The organism is Nocardia arizonensis (assembly GCF_001310275.1).
GTDB classification, from domain to species: domain Bacteria; phylum Actinomycetota; class Actinomycetes; order Mycobacteriales; family Mycobacteriaceae; genus Nocardia; species Nocardia arizonensis.
Window position 1 is genome coordinate 121,793 of the sequence record NZ_LGYZ01000083.1, and the last position, 16,827, is coordinate 138,619.

General features: G+C 63.5%; 14 protein-coding genes. 10 read left to right on the top strand and 4 right to left on the bottom strand.

All coding sequences use genetic code 11. From position 1 onward, the window contains the following. Positions 1–10: 10 nt before the first annotated feature. Positions 11–760 (bottom strand): class I SAM-dependent methyltransferase, encoded by a 750-nt coding sequence (locus APZ21_RS18650; RefSeq protein WP_204249115.1) that lies wholly within the window; start codon positions 758–760, stop codon positions 11–13. Between the two features lie 235 nt (positions 761–995). Here APZ21_RS18650 and APZ21_RS18655 point away from each other — a divergent pair, with 235 nt between their 5' ends. Further along, positions 996–2,963 carry a hypothetical protein gene (locus APZ21_RS18655; protein ID WP_054814602.1) on the top strand — a complete coding sequence of 656 codons (1,968 nt, stop codon included), beginning with the start codon at positions 996–998 and terminating at the stop codon, positions 2,961–2,963. A gap of 24 nt (positions 2,964–2,987) precedes the next feature. Further along, the gene (locus APZ21_RS18660; protein WP_054814603.1) at positions 2,988–4,559 is read left to right on the top strand and encodes an ABC transporter substrate-binding protein; all 1,572 of its coding nucleotides are present in this window, start codon (positions 2,988–2,990) and stop codon (positions 4,557–4,559) included. 275 nt (positions 4,560–4,834) lie between these two features. Here the strand turns inward: APZ21_RS18660 and APZ21_RS18665 are convergent, their stop codons facing one another. The 3 genes from APZ21_RS18665 to APZ21_RS18675 are packed head-to-tail and all read right to left on the bottom strand — an operon-like array spanning position 4,835 to position 7,545. After that, complete coding sequence (locus APZ21_RS18665; protein WP_054814604.1) at positions 4,835–5,632, bottom strand: ABC transporter permease; 798 nt, start codon at positions 5,630–5,632, stop codon at positions 4,835–4,837. A 45-nt stretch (positions 5,633–5,677) separates the two neighbouring features. Beyond that, the gene (locus APZ21_RS18670) at positions 5,678–6,517 is read right to left on the bottom strand and encodes an ABC transporter permease (protein WP_082393234.1); all 840 of its coding nucleotides are present in this window, start codon (positions 6,515–6,517) and stop codon (positions 5,678–5,680) included. Continuing rightward, positions 6,517–7,545, bottom strand: a complete 1,029-nt coding sequence (locus APZ21_RS18675) for an ABC transporter ATP-binding protein (RefSeq protein WP_082393235.1) — start codon at positions 7,543–7,545, stop codon at positions 6,517–6,519. The genes APZ21_RS18670 and APZ21_RS18675 overlap by 1 nt, the downstream gene beginning before the upstream one ends. Positions 7,546–8,224: 679 nt before the next feature. Here APZ21_RS18675 and APZ21_RS18680 point away from each other — a divergent pair. From APZ21_RS18680 to APZ21_RS18715, 8 genes are all read left to right on the top strand, one after another. Further along, positions 8,225–8,842, top strand: coding sequence for a hypothetical protein (locus tag APZ21_RS18680; protein ID WP_156371175.1), 618 nt, complete (start codon positions 8,225–8,227; stop codon positions 8,840–8,842). Between the two features lie 39 nt (positions 8,843–8,881). Then, a complete protein-coding gene (locus tag APZ21_RS18685; RefSeq protein ID WP_082393236.1) occupies positions 8,882–11,284 on the top strand; it encodes a radical SAM protein in 2,403 nt (800 codons plus the stop codon). A 53-nt stretch (positions 11,285–11,337) separates the two neighbouring features. Next, the gene (locus tag APZ21_RS18690; protein WP_063125211.1) at positions 11,338–12,105 is read left to right on the top strand and encodes a hypothetical protein; all 768 of its coding nucleotides are present in this window, start codon (positions 11,338–11,340) and stop codon (positions 12,103–12,105) included. Continuing rightward, the gene (locus APZ21_RS18695) at positions 12,102–12,674 is read left to right on the top strand and encodes a hypothetical protein (protein WP_054814608.1); all 573 of its coding nucleotides are present in this window, start codon (positions 12,102–12,104) and stop codon (positions 12,672–12,674) included. Before APZ21_RS18690 ends, APZ21_RS18695 begins: the two co-directional genes overlap by 4 nt. Beyond that, positions 12,671–13,753 carry an aminoglycoside phosphotransferase family protein gene (locus APZ21_RS18700; protein ID WP_156371176.1) on the top strand — a complete coding sequence of 361 codons (1,083 nt, stop codon included), beginning with the start codon at positions 12,671–12,673 and terminating at the stop codon, positions 13,751–13,753. The genes APZ21_RS18695 and APZ21_RS18700 overlap by 4 nt, the downstream gene beginning before the upstream one ends. Continuing rightward, positions 13,750–14,661, top strand: coding sequence for a class I SAM-dependent methyltransferase (locus APZ21_RS18705; RefSeq protein ID WP_162240351.1), 912 nt, complete (start codon positions 13,750–13,752; stop codon positions 14,659–14,661). The genes APZ21_RS18700 and APZ21_RS18705 overlap by 4 nt, the downstream gene beginning before the upstream one ends. Next, positions 14,658–15,422 (top strand): ribonuclease FAU-1 family protein, encoded by a 765-nt coding sequence (locus APZ21_RS18710; protein ID WP_054814611.1) that lies wholly within the window; start codon positions 14,658–14,660, stop codon positions 15,420–15,422. Before APZ21_RS18705 ends, APZ21_RS18710 begins: the two co-directional genes overlap by 4 nt. 81 nt (positions 15,423–15,503) lie before the next feature. Continuing rightward, positions 15,504–16,805 (top strand): homoserine dehydrogenase, encoded by a 1,302-nt coding sequence (locus tag APZ21_RS18715; RefSeq protein ID WP_162240352.1) that lies wholly within the window; start codon positions 15,504–15,506, stop codon positions 16,803–16,805. The last annotated feature ends 22 nt before the right edge of the window (positions 16,806–16,827 follow it).

Here is a 16,827-nt window from a genome sequence, read left to right on the forward strand (position 1 = left end):
GCCCCCACGGTCACACGGCCTCGAGGACGAAGAACAAGAAGCTGGGACCGGTGGTGAGGGCGCGATACTGCTCGGGGAACAGCTCACTCGCGACCGGCACCGGCTGCGGCTCGCTGATGACGGAGATCCGAAAGCCCGCCGCGGTGAATGCGTCGGTCATCGCGTGCAACGGCCGGACCCAGAACCTCATCGGGACAGGCCGGCCGCCCAACGTCCAGTCGAAGGTCCAGTCGTAGGTATCGAAATAGTTCGGACTGCGCCCGGCCAGCTGCTGAAAACCGTAGGCCACGAAGGGATGATCGACCGAGACGAGCAATCGTCCGCCGGAGGTCAGCACCCGCCGCAGCTCGCTGAGCGTCGGTCCCCAGTCTTTCAGATAGTGCAGCACCAAGGATGCGACGACGTCGTCGAACACTCCATCGGCGAAGGGCAAGGGCTCTGCCAGGTCGGCGACCCGCAGATCCACGTCGGCACCGAGTCGCCGTCGAGCCAGCTCCAGCATCCTGGCACTCGAGTCGATGCCGGTAACAATCGCTCCACGATCGCGCAATGCCGCGGAGGTCGGGCCCGAGCCGCATCCGGCGTCGAGAATCCGCCTGCCTGCCACGTCACCGGCGAGTCCGAGCATCGCGGGCTGTTCGTAGTACGCGTTGTAGAGGCTGGTCTCGTTCTCGGCCGCGTACGCCTCGGCGAAGCTGTCGTAGTCGTTTGCCTGGACGGAATCGGCGGAAGCCGCAAGGTTTTCCGGGACCTGAGTCATGCAGCCCATACTGGCACCCCCGCGCTCAACTCGGGTCGGCTCGAACTTCACTCGCGCATCGGGTGTGCGGCGCCGAACGCTGGACGAGTGACACCGCGCGGCAGCGGTAAGCCGGCGGCCACCGAGACCGGAGGCGTGAACACCCGAATAACAGTGTGTCACTTGTATTCCAAGCGTTGTCGCGGCCGCTCGCCCATTGCTACTCTTGGCGCCCGTACGAGGGGAGAGTGGCCTGGTGTTCGTGGGGCGCACCGATGTTCTCGAGCTCATCGACCGTTTGGTCGAGGTGCCGGTCGACGATACCGACGTTCCGGTGAAACCCGTTCTGGTGCTGGAGGGTTGCGGCGGCTCGGGCCGGACGTCGATCCTGGAGCGGGCGCTGGCCACGTGGTGGCCGCCGCCGACCACGGTGTGGGAACGCTTGCGCGGCACCTGGCGGCGCAGCACCCCGACCGTGCTGATCCATCCCCTGGAACGTCCCGTTGACGACGACGATCCGGCGCGACCGCTGCTCGCCTCGATCCTGCTCGGGCTCAGCCAGGGCATTCCCGGCTACACGATCGCCTTTCCCCGGGTCCTGGTCGCGCAGATCGCCATCAGCGCCGACTTCGACGGCGCCGCCGACGGTACGCAACGCGTGCAGTTGCGAACTCTGCTGAACCGCCACAGGAACCGCACCGTGCTGTTCGAGTTCATCCGCACCCTGGCCGCCCTTGGCGGCACGCAGGCGGCCAACTTCCAGGTACCCGACGACATCGCCTCGGCGGTCCTGGACCGCGCCGCCGACATCGTCATCCACCGCCTCTCCCAAGGGCGCCTGGTCAACCGCCTCACTTGGGGACCGGCGGTGCCGTGGTTCGGCCACCAGGACCAGCAGTTGCACGCCGACCCCGAGCGGGTACTGATCGAACTGAGCCTCAAGTCGCGCAGCCCCGACCGCGCCGTGCGGCAGGGCGTCGACGACGTACTGATCGGCGCACTGCTCGCGGACCTGCGCCACAGCGCCGCGAAGGTCGCGGGGCGCACCTCGAATGTCCTTGTTCTGCTCGATGACGGCGACGCGCCCGCGACGGTGTCGTTCACCGGCTCCCTGCTGCGGGTGCGCCGCGCGCTGGCCGCCACCGGCCGGGGGCCGACCGATCCGCTGACCGTGATCACCACCAGTTCCGGCACGCTGATCACCGAACTCGCGGGCCAGATCGGCGCGCCCGAGGAGTGGACCGAGCCGGTCAACCCCGCGCGCGTGACCGAGGTCACCGCGCCGTGGCTGACGGTACGGCTTGCCGACCTGCCCGAATCCGATGTCGGCATCATGGCCAAGGCCGTCGACCCGATCGAATACATCGGCCTCGGCGCCGAGATCCACCGCCTCACCCACGGCCATCCGGCGACGACGTCCTACCTGCTGGGTGAGTTGCGCGACGACAGCACGGTGCGGACGCGGTTCGACGAACTACTGCGCCGCCCCGGCCCCGAGCGCGGGAAGTCCGTCGAAGAACATCTGCTGCGCGTCTTCGTCCGGGCGCTGACCCCGCACCGCGAAGCACCTGACCTACTGACCAGCGCCATTATCACCGCCTCGGCTGCCCGCGACCGAGGCGCGGCGCGCGCCGTCGTCACCCGGCTGCACACCGATATCGCGGCCGAGTCCCCGCTGCTCACCTCGCGCACCCTGTGGACCGGCCGGGAGGACGCCGCGCGGCTCCCGTCATTGGTGCGGCTGCTCGGCCTACGTCTGCTGGCCGTGCGAAACGACCCGCTGCTCGGCTGGGAAAGGGTGTTCGGCGAGCTGCTCGCCGCCGTCTCCGCGGACGACCGCACCGGCAGGCTCTACTACGAGAGGCTGTTGAACGGCCGCGGCGCTGTCGTCACCGCACTCGCCGACGAGTTGCCGAGGCTCGAGGACGTGCGCTGGCTCGCGATGTTCGACGCTATCGTCGCCACCCCCGACCCGCGCGATCGCGACCGCGACCTCATCGATGACGGCCGCGACAGGCCCACACCCGCCGACGACATCGCGATGCTCATCGCCGTCGTGCCGACGGTCGACGCCGATCTGCGCGCGGTGTCCGAGGACGTGGAAGCGACCCTGTGCATGCGGGCCGCGCGCAGTTACGAGCGCCTGGCGAACACGGCCGTCGGCGGCGACCCGTTCCTGCTGCGCGCCGCGCGGTATCGCGCTCGCGCCCAGCGATACCACTGACGTTCCGGCAGAAGGAGTTTCATCGTGGCATCCCGGTTCTGGCTGGGGATCGTCCCCAAACACACTCGTCCGGCGCCGCATTCGTGGACCGACTGGGTACGGATCGCGCTCGTGGTGCTGCTCGTGGCAGGCGCGAGCGCGGGCTATCTCACCCGTGATTGGCGGCACCGGCTGTTCACCTGCAACGAGGGCGGGCCGAGCACCGAGGCATGGCAGGTGGGCGACCGGTGCGTCGGATTGTCCGACGGACCCTACGCTTTCGGCCTCGACGCGTTCACGCATGTGATGGGGGTGATCGATGAGCAGAACAAGTCGGCCGAGAAGCACTGCGCGGGCGGGAAGCCGGTGACCGTCGGTGTGCTGCTCACCATGTCGGACGAGCTGGCAGGCAGTCGCGCCGTGCACGAACTGGAAGGTATGGCCGCGGGCCAGCGCCGCGCCAACGACACCGGCTGCCTGCATCCGATCCGTCTGCTGGTGGGTGAGGTCGGCGACTACGACGACGACGGGGACCCGATCGCGGTGGCGCGGGAACTGGCCGAGCGCGACGAGGTGGTCGCCGTCGCCGGGATCGGACTGAGCCACGAGAGCACCGCCGAGATCGCGAATCTGCTGGCGGCGGCGAAGATTCCGATGGTCTCCGATGTGGTCACGGCGGAGGGTTTCGACCAGAACGGCTCGCGCGCCGACCGCCCGGATTTCGAGCGATGCGACCGCTCCTACGCGGGCGGCATCGGCAAGGACTACTACTACCGCGTCGGATTCCGGGTCGCGGTCCAGATCGAGCGGATCGGCGCAGTGGTGCCCCGCCCGGATTTCATCATGGTGCCGGTCGGCGGCTCCGACCCCTACACCTGCACCGCGCTGCCGCTATTGCAGCGCCGGTATGACGGCGGTCTCATCGAAGTCAAATTCGACACCGAGGAGCCGAGTACCGTACTCCAAACCGCCCGCCGGGTCTGCGCCCTTAACCAGGACGTGCGGATCGCCTACATCGCCCGCGGCCGCGACCTCGGCAGACTGCTGTCCAGCCTGGACGAGGCGTACGCCAGCGGCCAGTGCGCGGCGAAGTCGATCACGGTGGTCAGCACCTCCGACGGCAACCGCCTGCGCACCGCCGAAGTCGACGCGGCACTCGAGGAACTCCGGCTCGACGGCCTCGGTTCGCGCAGCTTCGCCGAGGGCCGGATCCGGGTCCTGTTCACTCTGGTCGCGGGCGCGCGCGGCACGGACGACGGCACCGACAACTGGGCGCGGTTCGAGCAGGCGTTCATCGACGCGGGTTTCGACAAGGACCATGTCGGCGACGGCTGGGCCGTCAACGCCTACGACGCGCTGACCACGATCCACGCCGCCCTCCAGCAACTGCCCGCCAACGCTCCCGTGCAACGCAGCCAGGTCAACACCACCATCAGCGGCTTCTCCGGACCCGACCAGTTCGTGCAGGGTGCGGGTGGCCCGATCATTTTCGACAACGCCGGCAACCTCACCGGACGCGACCCCGATGTAGTCCGCCTCTGCCCCCCGAAACCGTCCGGCACCACCGTCCCCACGGTGCCCGTCACCTCGCAGGAGATTCCCGACTGCCCCCGGTGAGCTGGGTCCTCCCGGCAACCGGTCGAGGAACCGGCGAACCGCATGGTGCGGCGATTCGGCCCGCGAGTAGTCACCGGGGGCACATGCCAGTCTGCCGTTGAAGGCCGGGAACAGCGGACCCCGTTGTACGTCACTTCGCGGTGAGGGCCACACCGCACGTCGACACCGTCGAGGTGTAGGGACTGCGGTGCGAGTGCCTCAGCGGTCCCGGCGACTGCGCCACCGACCCCCGCCGGTGCCGATCCGCGCTCTCACTCACGTCCGGGTGGAGACCGTCACGACAACAGTAGTCCGCGTAGTCGATGGGTCGCCGCGGTTACGCCGAGCACGATCAATACGATGAAGTACACCACCGCGCCTAGCAAGCTCCAGCTTATCGAGCCGGTAGTCAAGGAACGCATCATTTCCGTTGCCTGACAAAGGGGTGTGTATTCGACCAGAAGCCGGACCGGTTGCGGGTAGACGGACAGCGGATAGAAGGTCGCCGAAAACAAGAACATTCCGAGCAACACGACACGGATGATGTCGAAGTCCTGTGGAGAACGTACGAACGTGGTGGCAGCCATACCCGCTGCGGCGAATCCGAGAGCGGTCAGAACTCCCGCAGGGATAACCAGCAGTGCCCACGGCGACGTGGTGGCACCGATCGCGTACATCACCGCAAGGAATCCGACAGCATAGCTACCCCCACGGACTGCCGCCCACGAAACTTCGCTCGCGACGATCTCGCCCGGTTCCAGCGGCGTGGCCAAGAACGCCTGGTAGAGCCTGGAATGCTTGAGCTTGAAGAAGATATTGAACGTCGCGTACTGTACAGCGCCGTTCATCGCGGAGGCGGCCAGCAGTGCAGGGGCTATATACGAAGAATAATCGACCGAATGGCCATCCGAACCTGCCACGCTGGTGGCCTGCCCGCCCAAACCCCACCGGAATGCGATCAGAAAGAACACCGGCTCGAAGAATCCCGACAACAGCGCCGTCCACTGATTCCGGCTAGCGAGAAGTACCCGCTCCAGAAGGACGAGAACTCGCGTGCCGCGTCCCTGAAACAACGCCTTCGTGGCAACCGACACATATGTCATGAAATATCGAACACCCGCTTCTTCGAGAAGGAACCACTAGGACTCGGCAAGGCGACGCGCGAACCGTCGGCGCGCTACGAGCACGCCGGCGACGGCCATCGCGACCAGGTAGGCGGTGTGCCCGAGCGCGGGCCATACCGGCAATACGCCGAGTGCCGCGCCGCGAGCCAGCTCGGTGCCGTGCCACAGCGGCGTGACCCATGCGATCCACCGCACCGACGACGGAAGGAGGGCGAGTGGGAAGAAGGTGCCCGAGAACAGCATCATCGGAGTGACCACGAAGCGGAACACGGCATTGAACTCCTGCCCCTCGCTGGTGAGGCTCGCCGCGTACGCGACAAGTGGTGCAGCGAACGCGATTCCGCAGAGAACGCTGAGCAGCAGCGAAACGAGCACCCATGTGTCACGAATCATCCCGAGCAGACAGGCAACAGTCAGAAACACCGCTCCCGACAGTAGGATTCGCGCGGCGATCCACACCAGCTGACCGGCCAGAACTTGGTCCGGCGTAATGGGAGTCGTCACGATCCTTTGATATGTTCTCTCCCACTTGAACGCCGCGAGCACGGGGAAGGTCGACTCGACTGCGGCAGTCTGGACTGCCGCGGCCGCGAGAAGGGCCGGCGCCAGATACACGGAATATGGCAGCCACCAAGTGGATTCACCCGGCCGAACATGCGATCCGTAGCCCAGTCCGAAGGCCAGCAGGAGTAATACCGGTTGGAGTAGCCCTGCGGCCGCGCTGCTTCGCCAACTACGTCGATATGATGCCCAGTACCCTTCGACCACGAGCCACACTCCGAATACGGGGTGTACAGCCGGTCTTGGCGATGAGGCCGTCGCGGAAGTCTCCGGGTTCAGCGGAACGGGTGCCATCAGTCCGTCAAACTCCGTCCGGTGAGGTGTAGGAAGACATCTTCGAGAGTGCTTCTGCGAACCAGACTTGCTGCTGTTCGCACACCACGATCGCGTACCGCAGCCAACGTCGTCTCGCCGTTGTCCGCGTAGAGCAACAGGCGATCGGGGAGTTGTTCGATTCTTGCGGTCAGGTCCTTCACCGAGCCGAACGCTGCCTCCCTGTCGGCCGGGGACAAGCGCAGCTCCAGTACCTCACGGGTGGAGTAGCGGGCGATCAGGTCGGCGGGCGCGCCCTCGGCCACAATCTTGCCGTTGTCCATGACGGCGAGGTTGTCGCACAGTTGCTCGGCCTCGTCCAGGTAGTGTGTCGTGACGATCAACGTCACACCCGACTGCTTCAGCCGGAACAGCTGGTCCCACAACAAGTGTCGAGCTTGCGGGTCGAGACCGGCTGTCGGTTCGTCCAGTAGCAGAAGTTCTGGATCGTTGACCAGCGCGCGCGCGATAACCAACCGACGCTTCATGCCACCGGACAGAGATTCCACCGCGTCGTCGCCGCGGTGGGCGAGTTGCACGAACTCCAGCAGCTCCGCGACCTTCGCGCGCACATGGGCTCTGCCCAGGCCGAACAACCTTCCGTACACCTCGAGGTTCTGGCGTACGGTGAGCGCGACGTCCAGGTTGTCGACCTGCGGTACCACACCGATCTTGGCCCTGATACGCGCTCCATCGACATCCGGATCCATGCCCAACACCGTGAGATCGCCCGCGGAGCGGGGCGAGACGCAACCCACCATCCGCATAGTCGAGGACTTGCCTGCGCCATTCGGCCCGAGAAGCCCGAACGCTTCGCCCTGCCGAACCGTTATATCGATACCGCGAACAGCTTCGCGCTTGCCGAACGTTTTGCACAGTCCGCGAGCGAATAGCACAACAGGCTCGATACACGAACACGAATCAGGATTGCCCTGCACAGATTCCCCTTCACCGTCGGATCGCCGCAGCTCAATTCCGACCGCACAGCGGCCGCCCCCATCGCTATCCATCTCGACGACGATAGCTCACGACCCGGCTTTGATGTCATAGAAGATTTTTATCGGACGATAGAGCGTCCTGAGCCGCCGATTGCCCCCTTGACAACCGAATGTCCAGATGGTTTTGTGAAGCGACCGATCTCTACACCTCAATTGAAAAGCCCGGACCGATCGGGCCTTTATGGGGGAAATCGAAACCTCGATTCGCCTGCCATCTCTTGAATGCGAATGGCGGCGGTCGAATCTGAATCCGTCGTGCTTTACCCTCGAGAGAGTCTCTGAAATCGCCATGGATATCCGATGAAACGGCTACGCAGCGAGGAGACAGCGCTACGCTGCAAGGGCTGATGCCGCGCGCATATGTCATATTGCGCACACACGGTGAACACACCGAACCTTCGTTGTATTGAAACGCGCCCGGAATTTTCCGACCTACGCACGGTTGTCATATCCGCGGGTTGCGTGTGTCGAATTTACATGGGGAGTTTCCGCCTCGTCTATTTCTCTTCGTAGACAGTTCGCGGATCCGGTTTGATTTGGGGGAAATTTGTTGCGCTTCGAGCAGTCCGACCCGATGGCGAGGGATCGAACGCAGTCAGGCAATGGAAAACTGTTGTCGGTACTGGGCAGCAAGAATGGAATACGGTGCTTGTTCTGTTTTCCTGCCGCCATTCACCCAGGACAACTTCTGTTGACAACCGAACACTTCTATTTGCTTGCACCGCGCGGTCAGATTCGCACGGGTTTTCTGACGATCATGACGCACGTCTGTCAAGATGAGCCGGTCCGTCTGCGCTGCATGAACGATATAGAGCCTGCCTGGCTGGACGAACTTCGACTACTCAAGTCGATAGTCGACGAATTTTATGTCGATGTGTACCGCGCGGATCCTGTGTTCTACGAACACGGGCGCGGCGGTGGCCATGAATCTAGATTCCCGGATGAGGACTACTGGTTCCATCCGCATATCTGCGCACTGCCCGGACCGGTCGACATCCATGCCGTGCTCAGCGAGAACTACCAGTGTGCAGAGGTTCTCGGGCACTCGGACGTGTGCCGGAAGATCGGCCGCAGGCCCTACATCTACGTGCACGCGCCGCGGGACACATCACTGAATTCGGAGTACGTCTATTACGACCCGGACTCCTCGTCTCGGTCGATCGGGAAGTTACGGCTGAAGAAACTCCTTGCGGAGTCATTCGGATCGACGACGGGCTGGGATTGGCGCACACATCCCGGAGAAGAAAGTCTCCGCCACCTGATCGCCGATTTCAACGAGTGGTATGGCTCGAAATACCAACGCGTATAAGACATTACCGACCAACAGCCGCGAGTCACTAGGAGTTTCATGTACACGAATGGTATTGCCGACGTCCTCCCATCAGAGACGCTTGCGAGCGAGATCGAAATACTCGGGCCGGTGATCGGCTCACACGGCTTCGCATCGCTCTCGACCGAGCAGCGCTACATGGTGGGACGTGCGTTGTCGGTATTGCCGCTGGATGTCCTCGATCATCCCGCACTGTTACCCGAGCAGGTGCGCAAGGCGCTCACCGCCCTGGACAAAACGGGACGGCGAACTTTTTCCCGAGTCCTCGCGAATCTACTGGCAGGAACGGTGGCCGACGGCACCATCTACTCGATAGACCGGTCCCCGCTGCCCGGCGGTCCGGCTGCGTTGTTCGTACCCAATGTGGGCGGGCAATATCCTGTGCGGGGCGGCACCGTCGGCAACCGGTCGCGCAAGCTTCTCGGTGTCCAGCCACCGATCGGCTCGTTCTACGTGGCGTCCTGGCTTGCGCTGCTGGGCGTCGAGGTCCGGGCATTCAATCTCGAACTCGGCGCGCCGGAGTTCGAAGCCTGCGACGCGGCGCTCGCCGAATTGAATCGCCGTGTGCAATTCCTGTTCTCGACATCGAACTTTTTCACCCAAACCGAAATCGAGTCGATGTACTTCCTGGCCGACAAATGTAGGGCGTACGCGACAGATGGCGGCCACGGCCCCCGCCTCGTCGGCGCGGGATACAGCGCGTATTTCTGCCGGCGCGAGTACCTGGAGTTCACGCCAGTCGATGTCGTTGTCGGCCCGCATGGGGAGACCAGCGAAGCTGATATGATCTTCTCCTCGCCCTACACCGGGCCGTCCGATCGGCGCAGCAGCTACGAACTGTTCAAGGAAATACCCAATCTCCATGTCGTCGATCCGACGGCGGATTCCTTCACGGTTTTCGACACCCCGGTCGTCAAGTTGGGCGAATACGAGCGACGGACGTTCTCCGGTGGGCTCGATGTCTCCTTGATGGAGATGAACAGCAAATACTGGACGGCAGCCAATATCATCGATGTGTGTGCGCCGGATGACCTGAACATCCCTCTCGAACTTGTCGACGATGCTCGCACCGAACAGTCCGCAGCCCGTCCGAGAACGGCACTGAGTCTGTCCAACTATGTGCACCGTCCCAACTCGATCAAGATGATGACCGTGTTCGGAAGCTGCCCGCGCGCATGCCAATTCTGCCAACTGACGCAGTGGGGTGAACAGCTCTACTTCTATCGAGGTGACGAGGCGGTCCAGGCGATGAACCGCGCCGCCGAGGTATACCCCGACTTGCAGATGTACATCTTCGAGGACGACGACTTCCTCTTGCGGAGGAAGCACGTCGAGAACCTTATAGAAGCGCTGCGGGAGAACCGGCCGACACAGGGCCGCATCTTCTACGTGTCGACCGTACCGATGGAGGTCGACGCCGACATCATGTTCGATCTGCGCGCGACGGGCTTTCGAGCGATGCTGCTCGGGTTGGAGTCGCCGGTCGAGCGAGTGGCTCGGCAGATCGGAAAGTTCGCCAACCGCTACAACTTCGACCATGTGCTCGAGGCCCCGAAGATCGGACACGACACCGGTCTGCATATTCGGGTTACCGCGATTCCGTTCTATCCGCTGCTGCGAGAGAACGAACTGGGTGACATGATGAACGGCCTGCTCGACTTCCTGACCTATGGCACAGGTATCTCGGTCGCTGTACACCCGTTGGTGAAGGCGGCGCCCGGAATCGAACTCACCAAGTCCGGTCAGCACGAGGTCACTACCGTCCGCTATCCGCTGCCTGACGGCAGCGGTCGGGCACTCGACCTGCTTCGCTACGTCATGCCCGACGACTCGACCGTGCGCCAGGTCGCCCTCGAAGCGATCGCGACCACCGACCGGGAATTGGCGTCCCGCATGTCCCGCTTGGCACATCCCGATCGAGATCATCCATCACAGCTGGGGGTGATCGCACTGTTCAAAGCGACTCTCGACGCCTGGCGTTCGGCGGGGGGCCGCACGGTCGACGACGCGGTTCTCGATGAGCTCGATGACCGTATCGAACGAGCCTTTGCACAGGTCGCTCGCAAACACAGCGTGCTGTGCGACGTCCAGGATGTGTTGTTGGCGGGCAGCGGGGACATCACCCCGATGCGCGAGCATCTCACCGACACGTCGCTGCCGTACGTTCAGCTGGGGCTACGCATGGCAGCCGATTTCGGCGGCCCGCACGAGGTCGTCGCCGCGGCTCGGTGCGCGGTTCAACTGGAACGCGACGGATTCGCCGATTGGAGTGTCCAGGACAGCCTGCGCTACGCCCTGAAGCGACCCAACCTGGGCGAGGCCGGATCGGAGCTCGCGGCGGAGGTCGCGAAACTCGGTGAACTGCCGCGCCCGCAGATACGGCAGAGCGCGCCTCGGCTGGTCGAGGTGGTCCGATTGTGAACGACCCGACCGCAGTCGACGCCCGTTCGACGTGGGATCGACAGCACGCGCGAATGACCTCGGACTATGCGGGCATCCGCGAACAAGCCGAGGAACACGTCAGCCGAGCCGCTCTCGCGACCGGGTTCGCATCCGATCCGAGCGAAGCTCGGGAGTTCGCGGCCGAATGGTACGAACACTGGATCGACAAAGCCGTCGATGAGCAATGCTATCTGGCTTGGCCGGAACCATTGCGCCGCAGGCACTTCGACGTGTATGGCTTGGACGACCTGTTCGCCGCGCACGCTGCGGGGGAACGCACGCTGATGGTGGGAGTCCATCTGCAAGCGCACACGCTCGGACTCGTGCATCTCGACATGCTCGGCATAGGACTGCACATCCTCGTCCATGAGCAGATGCTGCCGGTCATGGGGCAATACGGTCTACGCAACTCCACTTGGATCACCCCCGGCAACGGCTTCGGCAAGCGGACTCGCTCCGCCGAGGCCATCAGCAAGATCTTCGTCACCTTCGCCGATATCGGGGCGGACGGTGAGCCGATCGTTCCGATGGACCGGCGATCGGCGGCCGACCCGCCTGCCATGCGGCTCGTCGCCGATTTCGACGCGGTATTCGCCTGGTCGATCCAGCGAAGCGGCGAGGACGGTCGACCTCGATGGGCGTTGACCCTGACCCGTATCACCCCGACGCAGGACGGCCGATCACTGAAGCAGTGGGCAGAGGACGAAATTACCAGCCGTCCTCGCCATTGGATGCTTTGGCGCCGTCTCGATTCCGACATCGGAAAACTCAATCTCGAACTGGAGTGGCCAAAATCATGACCGGCACCGAAACCGAACGTGCGATCCGCCCGCCCGCAAGCGGCCTGCGTAACTCGTTGCATGCGGAGATCGATCTCGCCGTGCAGCGCATCACCCTTGTCCGAGAACTGTTCGGCGTCGAACCGGCGGTCGGATCGCTTCTGGTCACCGAGGGGAAGTGGACGGTCCGGGACACGATCTGCCATCTCGCAGGCTACTATCCCGCAACCCAGGTTCCGGTGCAGATCGAACGCCTGCACCGGCTCGTCGAAGAAGGCGCGCGGGGACGTGACGAATTCGATATCGATACCGCCAACGAAGCCATCCTGCGCGGCTTCGATGGAGTCGACATCGAGGAAGTGTTCGACGTCGTGCTGGCGGGACGGGCCGCACTGAGGACCGCCATCGACCAACTCGACGAGTCCTTTCTCGAACGACCGGTCTCGGGCACGATCTGGGGAACGAACGCCACCGTGCACACGGTAGTCGCCGAGTCGACCTCCAGGCACGACGCGGGACATCTCGACGAGATCGTCGAAGCGGTAATGGATTTCGATCCAGTCCTCGTCTACCAATATCTCCAGCCGTGATCACGCCGGGATCGCCCCGATGCGCTGCGACGCAAGAGGAGCCGTTCGCAGTCGGATTGCCCGCCCAAGCCGACGCCGAATCGCTACTCGAATGCCTGCCCGGGCTTTTTCCGGGAGTCACGTCGGCAGAATGGATGGACCTTGACGCGAGCACCTCGGTGAGACGCATTCGCCTGCATCGAATAGAGCAGGCGGGAGTTCGGACCATTGTGCTCAAATCGCCTGCGGTACATCCGGGTCTGCGCGAATTCAAGGAGAGGTTCAGGCTGCCATCGGTCGAAGCGGGCTGCTACCGCTTCGTGCGACCGGCAATGGGATTTCGCCTGCCTCGCCTTTATGCCTACGCGCGGGCGATCCCGTCATATCAATCCTTCTATTTCGTCCTGGAAGACGTCGACAGCGCGAACGGAGACACCCAGCGGGCATTCGCATTGCCGGAACTGGTGCGTGCCCTGGCGCGCTGCCATGCCACAACCTGGGCGAATATCCCCGAGTCTTGGACCTGGTTACCCCGGGAATCCGATCCCGACCGACTCGGGTTCCTCGTGAATTCGCTGCTCCGCATCGCGGACAGTTGCGATCTTGTGAGCGGATTACCTTATCTGACAGGTGATCTCGTATCAACTGTCACGTGGGCGCTGCCCGCCGTCGTGGCACGGCTCGTCCGCGAGCCGTGTTGCCTCGTTCACGGCGACCTGCATCCGGGCAACCTGGTCATGTCGGGCAACGGCGACGCCCCGATCCCGACACTGATCGACTGGGAGGCGGCAACCCGGGCCCGCGGAGCCCTCGACCTGGCGTTCCTGCTGGTCAACAACACGGTTGACGATGTCGAATTCGTAACGCTTGTGCGCGAGTACGTAGCCGAACTCGCCGGACTCGGCATCTGGTGCGATCCCGAAGAGATCGAAACCGATGTCCGGTTCGGGCAGGTCTACTACTTCGCCCGACGGCTGGCGATGCGAGCCGACTATGCGGGCGTACCGGACGACGAGCCGTTTCGGCATGCAACGAAGTTCGTGGCCGGATTTTCGACCAGCGCTCTGCTGCAGTGCGTCGATGAGGAGAAGAGCTGTTGAAACCTCCTGCCCTCACCTCGGCGAGTTCCACTGCCCTCGGTGACGCCTTCATCCGCGCCTTTCATACCGAGCACGAACGAGAGCCCGTGTTCAGCGATGTCGTCGCTCGCCATCTACTCACCGACGCGGAATGGGAGGGGTTCGTCGCCGGCGTGCTGCGATCGGTGTCGAACTATGACGAATCACTCGCGGGTCCGGAGGCGGACCGCATCCGATTCTGGCTGTACTCGCTGTCCGCCGCGGCTCCGCATGTGCTGTTCCGCAGCCGATACACCGAGGATCGACTGCGCGATTACGTCGCGGCCGGCTTCCGACAATATGTCTGTCTCGGTGCGGGATTCGACACCTTTGCCGCACGCCGACTCGACTGGGCGTGGGAAACCCGAACCGTGGAATTCGATCTGCCCGCGACCCAGGCACTGAAGATCGAGCGTATGCGCGGCTTCGGAGCGGCTTCGGTGGACTATGTTCCGATCGACCTGGCTTCCGACGACTTGGGCGACGGACTGCGCGCGGGTGGATTGCGACCGGACGCTCCGGTGTTCCTGAACTGGTGCGGAGTCAGCTATTACCTGTCGCGAGAACATATCGCAGCCGTCCTGGCTGCTGTCCGGGACTACTTCCACAGCACGGTGGTGATCGTCATGGATTACTGGAACGAGCGATACATGACCCGGTCCGCGCAGGACCGGGCGACGCGCAGCATGTTCGACAGTGTCGAACGAAACAACGAGCGGTTCGTCACCGGACTCCGTACGACCGAGCTGAGCGAATTGGCCACTCACCTGGGCTACCGGGTCGCGGAGGATCTCGGCTGCGCGGAGATCGCCGAGCGAATCACCGCGCCGGTGGTCGCCGAACTGGTTGTCCGGCCGATCGGCCGCGTCGCTCGGCTGGAAATCGGATGACCGATACATTCGTGCGGCGATGGAAGCCCGGGCAGCCTCTGCTGGTCCAAGAGATCTGGCAGGAGCGCGTTTGGTCGGCGCGCCCGGCCGTGATGGTGGAAAGCACCGATCACTCGGCGGTGCTGTGGCTGCCCAACGGCTCGGCCTGGCGTGCGCCGGACGCGCCCCGGAATGTGCCCGCCCAACTGTCGAGGGCACAGCGAACGGTGGCGTGTCTCCGCGGCCTCGACTGGGGCTATCTCGACCGGACCTGGCGGCTGAACACCCTGTGGTTCCTCGACACACACGTTCCCTACGCCGTCTGGGTCTGCTGGGATGCGCACGGTGAGCACATCGGCTGGTATGTGAACTTCCAGAGTCCCTTCGTATGGCGCAGCCACACAGTGCAATACATGGACTGGATGCTCGATCTGCGTATATCGCCCGCGGCCGAAGTGGAGGTCAAAGACCTCGATGAGCTACGATTCGCCGTCACCGAGGGCGTGTTGCCCGCCGACCTCGAATCGCGTTTGACGCGCCACATTCCCGCGATCACCGCGATGGCCACCGCACAGGAAGGCCCATTCGCCGAGCGGTGGGCGAGTTGGCGTCCGGAGCCGCATTGGCCTGCGGTGCTGTCGCTACCTCCCCACTGGGACAGGTTCGACACCGAGTCGACGCATCCGACCGGGCCTCGGTATGCTCCCCCCGGTGTGGGATGCCAGGATGACCGTGGCCATACGGCACTCGATCGCACCGATGGAGAGGAACGGCTCCGGTAGCGAATAAGCGGGCACCCCATCGGATGGGCAAGAGTCGACGCCCGCGAAATCACACCACCCTTGAATGACGAGGAGAATAATGTGAAGACCCTCAACGTGGGTCTGGTCGGTTGCGGCAACATCGGGACCGAATTCGTCCAAATTTTCGACGATCGGCGGGCGAGGCTCGCCGATAAAACCGGAATCGAATTGGCACTGCCACGTATCGCCGTCGCCGATCTCGGCAAGACGAGACCGGCTCATATCGCATCGCGTCGACTCACCGACAATGCCACGGCGATCGTGGAAGACCCGGACATCGACATCGTCGTCGAATTGATCGGCGGAGTCACCGCCGCTCACGACCTCGTACTGCGCGCGCTGCGGGCAGGTAAATCGGTCGTAACCGGAAACAAGGAGCTGGTCGCCTCGGCGGGCGCCGAACTCTACGCCCAGGCCGCTGCGTCCGGCGTCGACTTCCTCTTCGAGGCCGCGACCGTGGCTGCGGTTCCGATTATCCGCCCGCTCAGGGAATCCTTGCTCGATGAACCGATTACCCAATTGGCCGGAATACTCAATGGCACTACGAACTACATTCTGACACGCATGTCGCGGGACAACATCGACTACGCCCGCGCACTGGAACTGGCCCAGTCATACGGCTATGCGGAGCCAAACCCCGCGGCCGACGTCGAGGGCGCGGATTCGGCTGCCAAGCTGGCGATTCTCGCCTCGCTCGCCTTCAACCGGGGCGTCACGCTCGATGATGTGGAATACGAGGGCATCAGCGGCATCGAACGCATCGATATCGAGATCGCTCATCACCTGAACTACGAGATCAAACTGATCAGCTTCGCCGAGACCGTGCACGACGGCCATGAATCGGAGCCATTGATCCGGATCAAGGTGTTTCCAGCGCTGGTTCCCCTGAACCATCCGCTTGCGGCCGTTTCCGACACCTATAACGCGGTGTACATCAAAGCGCAGGACGCGGGCGAGTTGATGTTCTATGGCCAGGGAGCCGGTCGCCGACCAACTGCCTCAGCTCTCATGGGAGACCTCGTCGACGCCGCCCTGAATCGATCACGCGGGGTCAGCAGAATGGTGCCGATAAAGGGACAGGCAACCGTCGACGACAATCGAGGAATATCTTCACCATTTTACCTCAGAATGGAAGTCGATGACCACCGCGGTGTGCTGTCCAAGGTATCCGGAATCCTCGCCAACAGGGGAATCTCCATTCGAGTTCTCGAACAACATGACACCCTCCACGGCGCGGCCCAGCTCGTCTTCCTTACGCACACGACAACCGATAAAGAATTTTCTGCGGCAGTCGATGAATTGAAGTGCATTCCAGAAGTCATTCGCATCGGTCGATCTATGCGCATATTTTTCGAGCACTAGACGGTATCGACGAAAGACGATT